Below are 13,747 nucleotides of genomic sequence, written 5' to 3'. Positions count from 1 at the left end.
GGTGTTTTATAAAATTATTTTTATTTTAATTATAAAAAATGCGACTTTATGCCGCATTTTATAAATTTAACAAAATTAAATTTTTTGTTTTGGTTTTGTGCGCCAGATCACAATTTAGCGTTTTTTAAAGATAAACACGAGTAAGGCAAGTACAGCACCAGTGGTGATAAAACCAAGTAGGCCGGAATAGGTAAAGCCAACGACGATATAACCTGCGATAGTCGCGATTGCCACGGTAAGGGCATAAGGCAACTGTGAGGTAACGTGATCCATGTGGTCGCATTTTGCTCCTGTGGAAGACAAAATGGTCGTATCGGATACCGGTGAACAGTGGTCACCGCAAACTGCTCCCGCCATCACTGCGGATAAGCAAGGCAACATAAATTCTACAGAGCCCGGCATTGAGTGAGAGGCAATGGCGGCAGCGATTGGCAACATAATACCGAAGGTTCCCCAGCTGGTGCCCGTGGAGAATGCCATGACGGATGCCAAAATAAATAAAAGTGCAGGTAATAAAGCAAGTGGCAATGTATCGGAAACTAAAGAGGCTAAATAAGCACCGGTTTTCACATCACTTACTACATTATTAATGGTCCATGCGAAGAATAAGATGAGAATTGCGCCGGACATGGATTTAATCCCTACGCCCCATGCTTTGATGTATTCGGAGACATTCACCAAACGATCGGCAAAAACACAAAGTGAAGCAACTAATACCGCGCTTAAACCGCCGGCAACTAATGAGACACCAACGGTGGTATTTTCAAATGCACCTAAGATAGAGAAAGGTTTGCCATCGGCGGCTAAGGCTTCGTTACCCGTATACATCATGGCGGAAACGGTCACGATAATTAAGGTTAAAATCGGTAATATAAGATTACGTACATGGCCTTTTACATCAGAGAGTTGTTCTTCTTCGCTATTTTCAGCTTCTAAGGCAAGTTTTTCATGTTGTGCCATCGAGCCAATATCAAAAGAGAAATAGGCAACAAAGAACACCATTAAAATGGAGAAAATGGCATAAAAGTTCATGGCACTCATCGCCATAAATGCGCCGATTGGGGTATAGCCGGTGAGTGAGTAGGTTGCAAATAAACCTGCGATTAACGTAATAATGTATGCTCCCCAGCTGGACACCGGCATAAGCACACACATCGGCGCAGCAGTAGAGTCGAGAATATAAGCTAATTTAGCGCGAGATACTTTGAATTTATCGGTAATTGGGCGAGCAATTGCACCGACGGCTAAGCTGTGGAAATAGTCATCAATAAAGGTAATGAAAACTAATGCTGCGGCAACTAATTTTGCACCACGACGATCTTTAATGTGTTTTTGCGCCCATTCGGCAAATGCACGGTTACTGCCGGACATGCTTAAAAGTGCGGTCAAAACACCAAGCAATAATAAGAAAAGCAGAATGTTAATGTTGTTGCTATTCAAACCGTTTTCTGTAATGAAAAGGGAAGAAATATTATTTTTTAAATACACTAAGGTATTCAGCGGTTCAAAGTTCGCCAACATGGCGGCACCGACCAGAATCCCGACACTTAAAGAAAGGATAACTTTACGCGTAACAATCGCTAATAGCAACGCAAGTAAAGGAGGAAGTATTGACCAAATTGACGATGAGTAATCGATGAGTTCCATATGTTGTTCTACCTAAAATTAAGGGAGAACCACTGACTTTAAATATTTAGAATAATCAGAAATGATTTAAAACGGTAGGTAAACAAAGACCTAACCTAACCAGTAGCGCTCCATAGTTGTTATTGACTATGACAGTGACGGTTCTTTCGAAGACGCCACCAACCAGTTAAAACGACTTTTAACTGATTTCGGCAAACGTTCCTTTCCATTTTCTTCATCGTTATCCACTCTGAAAATATACTTATAACGTTTGCACCTCTACGTATGTATAGGACACCACAAGACTACAATAAAAAAAGAGAGATGCCAATAAGGAAAATGAAATTTTACGTCATAAATAAATTCGATGAATTCTGTTTACCTAGAATATTTATTTGTTTATGATAGTTAAGGATTTTATATTAATAATGAATATCGGAGGTAAATTTAATGGCTGAAGTGTTAAAAGTTTTAACAAATATTCGTAGTTTACGTGTACTTGCCCGAAACGAATCGTTGGAATTATTAGAAAGTATTTTAGAAAAGTTACAACTGGTTATTTATGAAAAAAGAGAAGAACTCTTGAAAATTCAACAAGAGGAAAAAGAGCGTCAAGAACGCATCGCTAAATATAAAGATTTATTGAAACAAGAAGGTATTACCGTCGATGAATTAGCTGAGATTTTAGGTGCGGAAGTTCCTCGTAAGAAGCGAGAAGCACGCCCTGCAAAGTATCAGTATGTTGATGAAAATGGCGTGACAAAAACTTGGACAGGTCAAGGTCGTACGCCAAAAGCGATTCAAACAAAATTAGATAAAGGTCAATCTTTATCCGATTTTGAAATTTAATACTATTTTTAATTATCGAGAGAAGCCCATTTTTATGGGTTTCTTTTTTATTAAGAGGATAATATGCTTGAAAATAAAATATTATTGACGGATTGTCCTGATGATAAAGGACTTGTTTCTAAGATCACAAATATTTGTTATAAGCATCAATTAAATATTGTGCATAATAATGAATTTGTTGATTTTGAAACCAAACATTTTTTTATGCGCACGGAACTACAAGGGATTTTTAATGAAGAAACCTTGTTGGCCGATTTGGCACTGAGTTTACCTGAAGGGACAAATTGCCGTCTCATCAGTGCAAAACGTAAACGAATTGTGATTTTAGTGACGAAAGAGGCGCATTGTTTAGGTGATATTTTGATGAAAAATTACTATGGTGGTCTTGATGTAGAGATTGCTGCGGTGATTGGAAATCATGATTCATTGCGTACGTTGGCAGAGCGTTTTGATGTACCGTTTTTCTGCATTAGTCATCAAAATTTAACCCGTGAAGAACACGATCAGTTGCTCGCTGAAAAAATTGACGAATTTGCACCGGATTACATTGTGCTTGCAAAATATATGCGCGTGTTAAATCCAAAATTTGTGGCTCGTTATCCTAATCGAGTTATCAATATTCACCACTCATTCTTACCGGCATTTATTGGTGCGAAACCTTATCAACAGGCTTATGAACGTGGCGTGAAAATTATTGGTGCAACAGCGCATTTTATTAATAATGAGTTGGATCAAGGACCGATTATTATGCAGAATGTGATCAATATTGACCATACTTATAGCGCGGAAGCCATGATGAAAGCCGGTCGTGATGTAGAAAAAACAGTATTGAGCCGAGCTTTAGATTTGGCATTGCACGATCGTATTTTCGTTTATAAAAATAAAACGATCGTTTTATAGACCGCACTTTAATTGCTACAATAAGCACCATTCTGATTTAAGCCACCTTTCCGCCAAAAATCGAGGAAAGGTGGATTTTTTATTAATGATGATTTAAGGCTTGAAAAGTAAAGCTTAAGCCTTCATATACAACGACATTACAAAATATAAGACAGGTTATGGGCAAGAAAAAACGCTCAGCGAGTTCTACTCGCTGGTTAAACGAACATTTTAAAGATCCTTTTGTACAAAAAGCGCATAAACAAAAACTGCGTTCCCGTGCATATTTCAAACTTGATGAAATCCAGCAAACAGACCGTTTATTTAAACCGGGTATGACAGTGGTCGATCTTGGTGCCGCTCCGGGTGGTTGGTCGCAGTATGTCGTCAGCCAAATTGGTCGGAATGGACGCGTTATCGCATGCGATATTTTGGAGATGGATCCCATTGTAGGGGTTGATTTCCTACAAGGGGATTTCCGTGATGAAAATGTCCTGAGTACTTTGCTAGAACGCGTTGGTGAAGAAAAAGTCGATGTGGTGATGTCGGACATGGCGCCTAATTTCAGTGGAATGCCATCAGTGGATATTCCACGTGCAATGTATTTGGTCGAGCTTGCATTGGATATGTGCAAACAGGTGTTGGCAAACAAAGGCAGTTTTGTTGTAAAAGTTTTTCAGGGTGAAGGTTTTGATGAATACTTAAAAGAGATTCGTTCTCTCTTTAGTGTAGTAAAAGTTCGGAAACCTGAGGCCTCTCGAGATCGCTCTCGGGAAGTTTATATCGTTGCAAGTGGCTATAAGTTTTAATGGGTTAAGTAACAAAGAAAGACAATCAATTTGATAACTTTAACTTTCGAAACAAATATAGTAACCTTGCAACATTTTATTAACTTTATAAGTATGGGGTAATGCCTTGAACGATATGGTAAAAAATTTAATTCTTTGGGTTGTTGTTGCTGTTGTCATGATGACGGCATATCAAAGTTTTAATTCGACTTCTACCGGCAGTGTAACGGACTATACAACTTTTATTACTGATGTTGAAAATAGTCAGGTGCGTCAGGCTAAGTTTGAAGACAATGAAATTTTAGTTACCAAAGCAGACGGTTCTAGATATACAACAGTCATTCCTTTAGAAGATAAAAACTTACTGAATGATTTATTAAATAAAAAAGTCAAAGTAGAAGGCACACCTCCGGAAAGAAGAGGCTTATTATCTCAAATCTTGATTGCTTGGTTCCCGATGTTGTTATTAATCGGCGTCTGGGTTTTCTTCATGCGTCAAATGCAAGGCGGTGGCGGTAAAGCCATGAGCTTTGGCAAAAGCCGCGCGCGTATGATGACACAAGAGCAAATCAAAACCACTTTTGCTGATGTAGCCGGTTGTGATGAAGCAAAAGAAGAAGTGGCTGAAATCGTTGACTTCTTACGTGAACCGAAAAAATTCCAAAATTTAGGCGGTAAAATTCCAAAAGGGATTTTAATGGTGGGGCCTCCAGGTACCGGTAAAACGTTATTAGCAAAAGCAATTGCCGGTGAAGCTAAAGTACCTTTCTTCACGATTTCCGGTTCTGATTTCGTTGAAATGTTTGTGGGGGTCGGGGCTTCTCGTGTGCGGGATATGTTTGAACAAGCGAAGAAAAATGCGCCTTGTTTGATTTTTATCGATGAAATCGATGCCGTTGGTCGCCAACGTGGTGCTGGGCTTGGTGGTGGTCATGATGAACGCGAGCAAACCTTAAACCAAATGTTGGTTGAAATGGATGGATTTGAAGGCAATGAAGGCGTTATCGTGATTGCTGCAACTAACCGTCCGGATGTTTTAGACCCAGCGTTAACCCGCCCGGGACGTTTCGACCGTCAAGTTGTGGTTGGATTGCCTGATGTGAAAGGTCGTGAGCAAATTCTTAAAGTTCACATGCGAAAAGTGCCTGTTGGGCCGGATGTTGATGCAATGACCCTTGCGCGTGGTACGCCAGGTTATTCCGGTGCGGATTTGGCAAACTTGGTGAATGAAGCGGCGTTATTTGCTGCACGCACCAATAAACGTATCGTTACGATGGTTGAGTTTGAAAAAGCCAAAGACAAAATCAACATGGGACCTGAACGTCGTACCATGATCATGACCGATAAGCAAAAAGAGTCCACTGCATATCATGAAGCGGGTCATGCCATTGTCGGTTATTTGGTGCCGGAACACGATCCAGTGCATAAAGTGACAATCATTCCGCGCGGACGTGCTTTAGGTGTAACCTTCTTCTTACCGGAAGGCGACCAAGTGAGCATTAGTCAAAAACAATTGGAAAGTAAACTTTCTACGTTGTATGCAGGGCGTTTAGCAGAAGACTTGATTTACGGCGAAGAAAATATTTCGACAGGTGCTTCTAACGACATTAAAGTGGCAACTAATATTGCTCGTAACATGGTGACTCAATGGGGTTTCTCCGATAAACTTGGCCCGATTCTTTATACTGAAGATGACGGGGAAGTGTTCTTGGGGCGTTCCATGGCGAAAGCAAAACACATGTCTGATGAAACTGCGCATGTGATCGATGAGGAAGTGCGTGCGATTGTGAGTCGTAACTATGAGCGCGCGAGACAAATTCTAATCGACAACATGGATATTTTACACGCCATGAAAGATGCATTAGTAAAATATGAAACCATTGAAGAAGAGCAAATTAAACAGTTGATGAATCGCCAACCGGTCACACCACCTGCTGGCTGGGAAGAACCGAGAGGTGCTAATCGCGCTGAGCCTCAACAGCCAAAAGCTGAAGATCCTAAAGCAGCAGAGACTCAACAGGCTGAAAGTGCGGTAGAAAAAAACGACGATTCTGCCTCCTCTGATAACTAAACAAAAAAGCCTTTTCGGTTCGCCGCAAAGGCTTTATTATTGCAACCCGCTTCTTTAAGCGGGTTTATTTTTTGGAGTCAAAATGGAACATCATATCGAAGATTTAATCCATATTTTTAATCAATGTTTTGAACAAGAATACAACACCAAATTAGTCAAAGGGGGCGATGAGCCATTGTATATCCCGGCAAATGAGGATTGCCCTTACAATGCCATTTATTTTGCGCGTGGTTTTTACAGCAGTGGATTACATGAAATCGCCCACTGGCTGGTTGCCGGTAAAGAACGCCGTAAATTAGAAGATTTTGGCTATTGGTATGAACCTGATGGACGTAGTGAAGAGCAACAACGTTTATTTGAAAAAGTGGAAGTCAAACCGCAAGCATTAGAATGGATTTTGGCAACCGCTGCCGGTTTTCGTTATTTTGCCAGCGCTGATAATCTCAATGGGCAACCTGGTGATACTCAACCGTTTAAACAGGCGGTCTATGAACAAGTGAAGGTCTATGCGGAAAAAGGCTTACCGAAACGGGCTGAAACTTTACGACAAGCGTTAGCTAAGTTTTACGGCACAGAAGATGGTATTGATCTAACGAAGTTTGATGTGACAAGAATTTAGTTTATAACGTAAAAGTGCGGTCATAAAATCTAGCGAATTTTGTGACCGCACTTGATGTTTATTGTCGTGCTAATCGCAGGTTTTGTGGCAACGCTTCAAAGTTTGAGCGGTACGGGTTGATATCTAATCCACCTCGACGAGTGTAGCGCGCATATACCGTCAGCTTTTCCGGTTTTGCATATTGCATGAGGTCACAGAAAATACGCTCAACGCATTGCTCGTGGAATTCGTTATGTTGACGGAAAGAAATAATGTAGCGCAATAACTGCTCATGATTAATTTGTTTACCCACATAATGAATCTGCAAGCTCCCCCAGTCCGGCTGTTGGGTAATAAGGCAGTTGGATTTGAGCAAATGGCTAACTAAAGTCTCTTCGACCACATTATCCCCAGTACAATTTTTCAGCAACTCAGCGTTAAACGCATAATCCTGAATTTCAATATCTAACTCATCAATACATTCGCCTGATAGGGCAACAATAGGTTGCGCCGTATAGTCTGCCAGCGAATTTAATTGCACCTTAACTTCGCCTTTGGCGCAATCCTGTAAATCCCGTTGCAGGATGTGTTGCACTTCGGCGGCGTCAGCAAATTTTGTTTGGTTAAAACTGTTTAAATAGAGTTTAAAACTTTTCGATTCGATTAAATTCTCACTACAAAAATCAATTTGTACATCGGCAATAGCCACTTGGGGAACGCCTTTGAGGTTGAGCCATGAAATTTCATATGCCGTCCAAATATCGGCACCGATGGAAAAGGGCTGCGTTTGTGTAATGCCCAACGTGTCGCGATTGAGATGGCGAGGGACCGGTTGTAATAAAGTGCGGTCATATTTTTCTGCATATTGAGTTTGCTGACCGAGTTTTAAGGCGTTCAAGCTGGGATCTTGATAATGCATAGTTTTCCTTATTGCCAATGCCATGAGAGATTTGAAACGAGGCGGCAATGATCACATTTAAAATAGAGGAAGTCAAAAAGTGGTTGGCTTAATGTCCAGTTTCGTTTACACATCGGGCAGCAAGATTGCAATTCTGCCTCGCGACTTTCGCCCCCGATGCGATACAAATAATAGTAAGTCGGAATGCCACTGTGGCGCTCAATTTCTTGTGCTAAATGATAGCCATGTTTAAACAGCGTGCTTTTTGTGTCGGTAATTTGTACCAAGGCGGATTCTTCTAACACCGAACCATTCATTTGCAACTGATCGCACGCCTGCCAATTTTCCTGCCATTTGATCAAATCCATTGCTAAGTGCGGTATGTTTTTCAGTTGTTTATACAACGGAATTGGCTGCAAAGTATCACCGCTTTGTAGTGGAGAACATGATTGCAAATAGGTGGTGTAGAGCAGTTGCCAAGGGGGAGGTTCTGTAGCCGTGATTTCTGAATTGAGATCTTCTGCCACAATCTGAAAACTCTCAAAAAACACACCGCACTTTTCTGTTGCCTGAATGGCATCATCAACCAAGGAATTATTGAATTCTGCCAAAAGGGAGGTTTGCTCCGGGCAGGTAACACGTACGGCCAACCCCGTCTGATTTTCCTGTTCAGCAACAAATTGTGGAATTTCACGTCCGATAATTTGCCCATTGTAGCGCCATTGTTCAACTATTTGATTAACGCAATGATTTTGTTTTTCCAAGGAAAATTGATCACTTTGTAGAGAGAAAAAGGCTTCGATTAAATACATAGAAAGGTAACGTTAAAGTTGAAAGGGCAAATTCTACACTAAATTTGCCATGGCTGGCGCAAAAACGCGAAATCTTCTACAATGAGCCGTTTTTTACGAGGTCTTTTTTATGTATCAACGAACCCGATTACATTTACAAAATTTACAGCAAACTATGGAGCGTTTAGCGTTGTGGCAAACACTGCCGCCACAAGAAGAGGCGTTTTTGAGCGATCAGCCTTTTGCGTTAGATACCATGAGCCCGACAGAATGGCTACAATGGATTTTTATTCCGCGCATGTACGCCCTTTTGGAAAGTCAGGCACCGTTGCCAAGCCAAATTGCGATCAGCCCTTATTTGGAAGAAGCACTAAAAGAAGAGGCGTATTTGGCAGAATTACTACGCCCGATCATTGAAATCGAAGAATTGCTGCAACAACAATGACGTTAGAGATTTTATATCAAGACGAGCATATAGTAGCGGTGAATAAACCGGCAGGTATGTTGGTTCATCGTAGCTGGTTGGATCGTCATGAAACCCAATTTGTGATGCAAACATTACGTGATCAAATTGGGCAATTGGTTTATCCCATACATCGTTTGGATAGGCCTACATCCGGTGTGCTGTTGTTTGCATTAAATAGTGAAATGGCAAATTTGTTATGTCATCAATTTGAGCAAAAACAAACAGAAAAAGAATATTTGGCGGTGGTTCGTGGTTATGTGACAGGGCAGGGCGAAATTGATTATCCGTTGAAAGTTCAATTGGATAAAATTGCCGATAAATTTGCGCAACAGGATAAAGAACCTCAAAGTGCGGTCACGTTTTATGACGGATTAAAAACCGTTGAAATGCCTTATGGCGTAGGGCGCTATGCTACTTCTCGTTATTCATTGGTTCGCTTAATACCGAAAACCGGGCGTAAACATCAGCTTCGTCGTCACATGAAACATATTTTTCATCCGATTTTAGGCGATACGCAGTACGGCGATTTACACCAAAATCGTGCTTTGACAGAACACACTGGCTGCTCTCGTTTAATGTTACATGCGGAAAAATTAACCTTCGTTCATCCGTTAACGCAACAGTCAATTACGCTTCAGGCAGGGTTAGATGAGCAATGGAAAAATGTAATGCAGATTTTTCAATGGTAAAAAATACATAAAAAAACGACCGCACTTTTTATGCAAATAATAAAGGACAGAAAATGTTAGATAATGATTTACTTAATTTAACGCATGAACAGCAACAACTTGCCGTTGAAAAAATTCAAGAATTAATGTCGCAAGGTGTGGGAAGTGGTGAAGCCATTGCCTTAGTGGCAAAACAGTTACGAGAACAAAATACACAAAAACAAAATAAAAATGAATAAAATGGGAAATTATAAAAGCTGAAGGGATTTTGCTGATTAATTTTGTTATTTTTTGTGATCTCGGTTTGATTTTACAACTTTTCTTATTGCGTGCGAGAGAAATTTATTTAAATATAAATGCCAACATATCAAGGTGATAGGGCAATTGTCTTATTGAAGTAAACGTAGTTCTAAAAGGACGAAAACCATAAGAGGTTTAAATTATGGAAGTTGGTGTTGTTAAATGGTTTAATAATGCAAAAGGATTTGGCTTTATTTCTGCAGAAGGCAGTGATACTGATATTTTTGCACATTATTCTGTGATCGAAATGGATGGATATCGCTCATTAAAAGCGGGGCAAAAAGTTCAGTTTGAAGTGATTCACGGTGACAAAGGTTCACACGCAACAAAAATTATTCCGGTAGCAGAATAATAAAGATTTCCTTATTTAGTCATTGAAATAAAGACAAGCCCAGTTGGACTTGTCTTTTTTATTTGAGTAAATCTTTTAATCCGGCTTTCATTGCCGACATTTGATTTTCATATAACGCTTTTTTCTCTCGTTCATCAATCATATACATGATAGTTTCCGAGAGCGTCATTTTCATTTTGCGGGAATATTTTGATAAACGAAGCCAAACCGCATATTCCAAATCAATGGATTTTTTCTTCGTGGATTGTTTTTCACCATTGAAGAAACGTTTTCTTCTAGCACGAATAGCCTGATCCATTTTAATCACCAATTCAGGGGCTAAATGCGCTTTTATCCATTCTTCAATTTTTTGCGGATAGTTTTGGCAGCCGATGAGTTGTTTAACAATGTCTTCTTGCAAACTTTTTTCTGCATAGCGTGTGACATTTTCACCTTCACGGGCTTTCTTTGTTAAATACACCCATTTCCAATGAGCTTCTTGATTTTCTAGCTTTTGATATTTCATAGGAATTCTATTTAGTGACGTGGTAACTCTGTCACTATACGCTGTTTATCGGCATTTTTCTAGCAGATTTTTACGCGATGCGAAGAAAGACGGGAAGAAATGTGCGATAATGCGCGCAAATTAAATAGACAACACAGAGATTAATGTGACTTTATCTTCTTTATCTAATACTACATTGCCTTGGAAGGCCTTACGTCCGGAATTGACGGTAACCGAGATTCCCTCACTATCTCAGGATTTTTTTGCGTTACAACCTCGCGCAGGTGAAGCTGTGCGTCATTTCATCCGAAATTCTCACCGCGCTTTATTGGTGATGAAAGCGGATGACCAAGCGGAATATGCGTCTTTATTGGAAGGTTTTATTAAAACGTACCAACCGGAAGTCGGCGTGTGTGGGGTGCAATATATCGTGGAACAAGGGGATTCTTTCTCTTTTCCACGTGTTTACATTGAGCCTGCACAATCGCTAGAAGATAATTTTGCAGCCAAAAAAAGCGTTGCTACGGCGTTATATTTGGATCAGTTCCAGTTATTCGGTTCGCTTAAAGTGCATGCGTCTTCTCATGATATTCAACTTCATGCTGGGCTGGTTCACCAGCTGAATAACGGCGTATTGATCGTGAGTGCGGGCGCATTATTGGCACAATTTGATTTATGGCAACGTTTGAAACAGATTTTAACGACAGGTGTGTTTGATTGGTATTCCGCTCATCCATTTAAAACGTTACCTTGTGAAATTCCGAGTTACCCTTTGTCCTTGAAAGTGATTGTGCTAGGCAATCGCACGGAATTAGCGGCGTTAGAAGAGCTGGAAGAAGCGCTGTATCATCTAGCAGATTATGCGGAAATTGAAAGCTATTGCCGTGTGGAAACGGCGGAGCAACAACAGCAGTGGATGCGTTATGTGCAATGGGTTGCCCAACAAAATCAGTTACCGGCGTTGGATTTAAGAGGTTTTAACAAACTGTATCAATTATTAGTGCGTGACAGTGAAAATCGCCATTTGATTAATGTATCACCGCTGAAATTAAAAATGATGCTCACAGAGACCGCACTTTTAACCGAATCTAATCCACTCAGTGCGGTGGATTTTGAACGTTATTTTCAACATAAAACAGCGCAATTTGGTTTTCTGCGTGAGCAAACCTACGATGGTATTTTGCAGGAACAAATTTATGTGGCGACTGAAGGCGAGATGGTGGGACAAATTAATGGTTTGTCAATCATTGAATATCCGGGCACTCCATTGTCTTTCGGTGAGCCTTCGCGAATCAGTTGTATCGTGCAATTTGGCGATGGCGAAATTGTGGATGTAGAGCGCAAAAATGAACTAGCGGGTAATATTCACAGCAAGGGTATTATGATTGCGGAAGCCTGCTTGGCCAATGTGCTTGAATTGCCGTCACAGTTGCCCTTTTCCGCTTCTTTAGTATTCGAGCAATCTTATGGTGAAATTGACGGAGACAGTGCCTCTCTAGCGAGTTTTTGCGTCTTATTAAGTGCTTTGTCTTCCTTGCCATTATCACAATCCATCGCGATTACCGGTGCAATCGATCAATTTGGTTTAGTGCATGCCGTGGGCGGTGTAAATGACAAAATTGAAGGTTTCTTTACTATTTGCCAACGTCGTGGACTTACGGGTAAACAAGGCGTGATGATCCCAAGTGCGGTGCTAAATCAGCTGAGTTTGTCAGAAGCGGTGGTAAGTGCGGTTAAAAACCAAGAGTTTTTTATTTATCCGGTAGAAACAGTGGATCAAGCCTGTGAAATTTTGTTGCAGCGGGATTTGGTGGAACAAGAAAATAAAACGTATGATTTTGACACCTTGCCGTTGTCTCGTTTGATTCATCAGCGTATTGATCAATATTCTGAACAGCAATCTCACAAATTCGGTTTGTGGGATCTGTTCTTCGGGAGAAAAAATCGCTAAATCAAAATAGCCATCAAAAATTAACTGATCGGACAAGTTTGGCGTACAAGTGTTAGCTATTTTAAATAACGGAATGCTTTGCTAGAATCCAACCCGCATTCAACATTACGTTGTTTAACCATATTTTATAGGATGATTAATAATGAACACTTGTACTCCAAACATTAAAGACAGTTACACTTACGAAGATTTATTGGCTTCTGGACGTGGCGAATTGTTTGGCAAAGAAGGTCCGCAACTACCTGCACCGACCATGTTAATGATGGATCGTATTGTAAAAATGACCGAGGATGGTGGTACCTTTGGCAAAGGCTATATTGAAGCCGAATTAGATATTCATCCTGATTTACCTTTCTTTGCTTGTCACTTTATCGGTGATCCGGTAATGCCGGGTTGCTTAGGTTTAGATGCTATGTGGCAATTAGTTGGCTTCTTCTTAGGCTGGGTTGGCGGTAAAGGTAAAGGCCGCGCTTTAGGCGTTGGCGAAGTGAAATTTACCGGGCAAATTTTGCCAAGTGCGAAAAAAGTGGTTTACCGTATCAACATGAAACGCGTGATTAACCGTAAATTAGTCATGGGCATGGCAGACGGCGAAGTGGAAGTGGACGGCCGTGTAATCTACACCGCAACCGATTTGAAAGTAGGTCTTTTCCAAGATACGTCAAGTTTCTAATTCACGTTTCTAAAAAACATTCAAATTTTTGACCGCACTTTTCTAGCAAGGAAAGTGCGGTTTGTTTTTGCAATATTTTTATCTTTATAATGAATTGGTTAATTTTTTTGCAGTCATCCATGCAATCAAATAAAAAACTTGTTTTAGCCTAAAAAGGTAGCTATTATTAGCGCACTTTTCACTGCGACCGTAGCTCAGTTGGTTAGAGCACCACCTTGACATGGTGGGGGTCACTGGTTCGAGTCCAGCCGGTCGCACCATCTTTTTTTGCTTATTTTTCTTCTTTCTTATCTCGTTTTTTATTTTTCCAAACCCGTCGCAGTCTTTCTGATCTTTTGCTAGAATCAGCGGGA

The 13,747-nt window shown here is 40.5% G+C and carries 15 protein-coding genes, 1 tRNA gene and 1 riboswitch; of the genes, 12 read left to right on the top strand and 4 right to left on the bottom strand.

The genetic code is table 11. The annotated features are described in order from the left end of the window. Positions 1–114: 114 nt before the first annotated feature. Positions 115–1,647: a Na+/H+ antiporter NhaC family protein gene (locus tag J5A60_RS05090; RefSeq protein WP_212509661.1), complete on the bottom strand. Its 1,533-nt coding sequence runs from the start codon at positions 1,645–1,647 to the stop codon at positions 115–117. Between the two features lie 95 nt (positions 1,648–1,742). Next, positions 1,743–1,916, bottom strand: a riboswitch (Lysine riboswitch). Between the two features lie 160 nt (positions 1,917–2,076). Between J5A60_RS05090 and J5A60_RS05085 the strand changes: the two genes are divergently transcribed. The 5 genes from J5A60_RS05085 (at position 2,077) to J5A60_RS05065 (ending at position 6,832) form a co-directional block, all read left to right on the top strand. Further along, positions 2,077–2,475: an H-NS family nucleoid-associated regulatory protein gene (locus tag J5A60_RS05085; RefSeq protein WP_212509660.1), complete on the top strand. Its 399-nt coding sequence runs from the start codon at positions 2,077–2,079 to the stop codon at positions 2,473–2,475. A 63-nt stretch (positions 2,476–2,538) separates the two neighbouring features. Next, positions 2,539–3,375 (top strand): formyltetrahydrofolate deformylase, encoded by an 837-nt coding sequence (gene purU / locus J5A60_RS05080; RefSeq protein WP_212509659.1) that lies wholly within the window; start codon positions 2,539–2,541, stop codon positions 3,373–3,375. Between the two features lie 158 nt (positions 3,376–3,533). Next, positions 3,534–4,163, top strand: a complete 630-nt coding sequence (gene rlmE, locus J5A60_RS05075) for a 23S rRNA (uridine(2552)-2'-O)-methyltransferase RlmE (RefSeq protein WP_006718370.1) — start codon at positions 3,534–3,536, stop codon at positions 4,161–4,163. A gap of 115 nt (positions 4,164–4,278) precedes the next feature. Then, positions 4,279–6,213, top strand: coding sequence for an ATP-dependent zinc metalloprotease FtsH (gene ftsH / locus J5A60_RS05070; protein ID WP_212510749.1), 1,935 nt, complete (start codon positions 4,279–4,281; stop codon positions 6,211–6,213). A gap of 82 nt (positions 6,214–6,295) precedes the next feature. Then, the gene (locus tag J5A60_RS05065) at positions 6,296–6,832 is read left to right on the top strand and encodes an elongation factor P hydroxylase (RefSeq protein ID WP_212509658.1); all 537 of its coding nucleotides are present in this window, start codon (positions 6,296–6,298) and stop codon (positions 6,830–6,832) included. 58 nt (positions 6,833–6,890) lie between these two features. On the opposite strand, the gene queF is transcribed toward J5A60_RS05065, so the two are convergent. Beyond that, a complete protein-coding gene (queF, locus tag J5A60_RS05060; protein WP_212509657.1) occupies positions 6,891–7,730 on the bottom strand; it encodes an NADPH-dependent 7-cyano-7-deazaguanine reductase QueF in 840 nt (279 codons plus the stop codon). Positions 7,731–7,738: 8 nt separating this feature from the next. Next, complete coding sequence (locus J5A60_RS05055) at positions 7,739–8,521, bottom strand: Zn-ribbon-containing protein (RefSeq protein ID WP_212509656.1); 783 nt, start codon at positions 8,519–8,521, stop codon at positions 7,739–7,741. 109 nt (positions 8,522–8,630) lie between these two features. Here J5A60_RS05055 and J5A60_RS05050 point away from each other — a divergent pair, with 109 nt between their 5' ends. The 4 genes from J5A60_RS05050 to cspD all read left to right on the top strand — a co-directional run bounded on the left by J5A60_RS05050 (position 8,631) and on the right by cspD (position 10,286). Next, the gene (locus J5A60_RS05050; protein WP_212509655.1) at positions 8,631–8,945 is read left to right on the top strand and encodes a YqcC family protein; all 315 of its coding nucleotides are present in this window, start codon (positions 8,631–8,633) and stop codon (positions 8,943–8,945) included. Then, a complete protein-coding gene (truC, locus tag J5A60_RS05045) occupies positions 8,942–9,655 on the top strand; it encodes a tRNA pseudouridine(65) synthase TruC (protein ID WP_212509654.1) in 714 nt (237 codons plus the stop codon). The genes J5A60_RS05050 and truC overlap by 4 nt, the downstream gene beginning before the upstream one ends. Before the next feature lie 53 nt (positions 9,656–9,708). Continuing rightward, entirely contained in the window at positions 9,709–9,873 is a 165-nt protein-coding gene (locus tag J5A60_RS05040) for a YoaH family protein (protein ID WP_212509653.1), read from the top strand. A 203-nt stretch (positions 9,874–10,076) separates the two neighbouring features. After that, positions 10,077–10,286: a cold shock domain-containing protein CspD gene (gene cspD, locus J5A60_RS05035; RefSeq protein WP_109128629.1), complete on the top strand. Its 210-nt coding sequence runs from the start codon at positions 10,077–10,079 to the stop codon at positions 10,284–10,286. Between the two features lie 58 nt (positions 10,287–10,344). Here the strand turns inward: cspD and matP are convergent, their stop codons facing one another. Next, positions 10,345–10,791, bottom strand: a complete 447-nt coding sequence (gene matP, locus J5A60_RS05030) for a macrodomain Ter protein MatP (RefSeq protein WP_006718352.1) — start codon at positions 10,789–10,791, stop codon at positions 10,345–10,347. Between the two features lie 145 nt (positions 10,792–10,936). On the opposite strand from matP, the gene J5A60_RS05025 reads away from it, so the two are divergent. The 3 genes from J5A60_RS05025 to J5A60_RS05015 all read left to right on the top strand — a co-directional run bounded on the left by J5A60_RS05025 (position 10,937) and on the right by J5A60_RS05015 (position 13,654). After that, entirely contained in the window at positions 10,937–12,721 is a 1,785-nt protein-coding gene (locus tag J5A60_RS05025; RefSeq protein WP_212509652.1) for a Lon protease family protein, read from the top strand. A 142-nt stretch (positions 12,722–12,863) separates the two neighbouring features. Then, positions 12,864–13,394 carry a bifunctional 3-hydroxydecanoyl-ACP dehydratase/trans-2-decenoyl-ACP isomerase gene (gene fabA, locus J5A60_RS05020; protein WP_006718349.1) on the top strand — a complete coding sequence of 177 codons (531 nt, stop codon included), beginning with the start codon at positions 12,864–12,866 and terminating at the stop codon, positions 13,392–13,394. Positions 13,395–13,577: 183 nt separating this feature from the next. Then, a tRNA-Val gene (locus J5A60_RS05015) sits at positions 13,578–13,654 on the top strand. The last annotated feature ends 93 nt before the right edge of the window (positions 13,655–13,747 follow it).

The organism is Aggregatibacter sp. oral taxon 513 (assembly GCF_018128305.1).
GTDB classification, from domain to species: domain Bacteria; phylum Pseudomonadota; class Gammaproteobacteria; order Enterobacterales; family Pasteurellaceae; genus Aggregatibacter; species Aggregatibacter segnis_A.
Note: the sequence above shows the minus strand (reverse complement) of the source record. Positions and strands in the feature narration are given on the sequence as shown.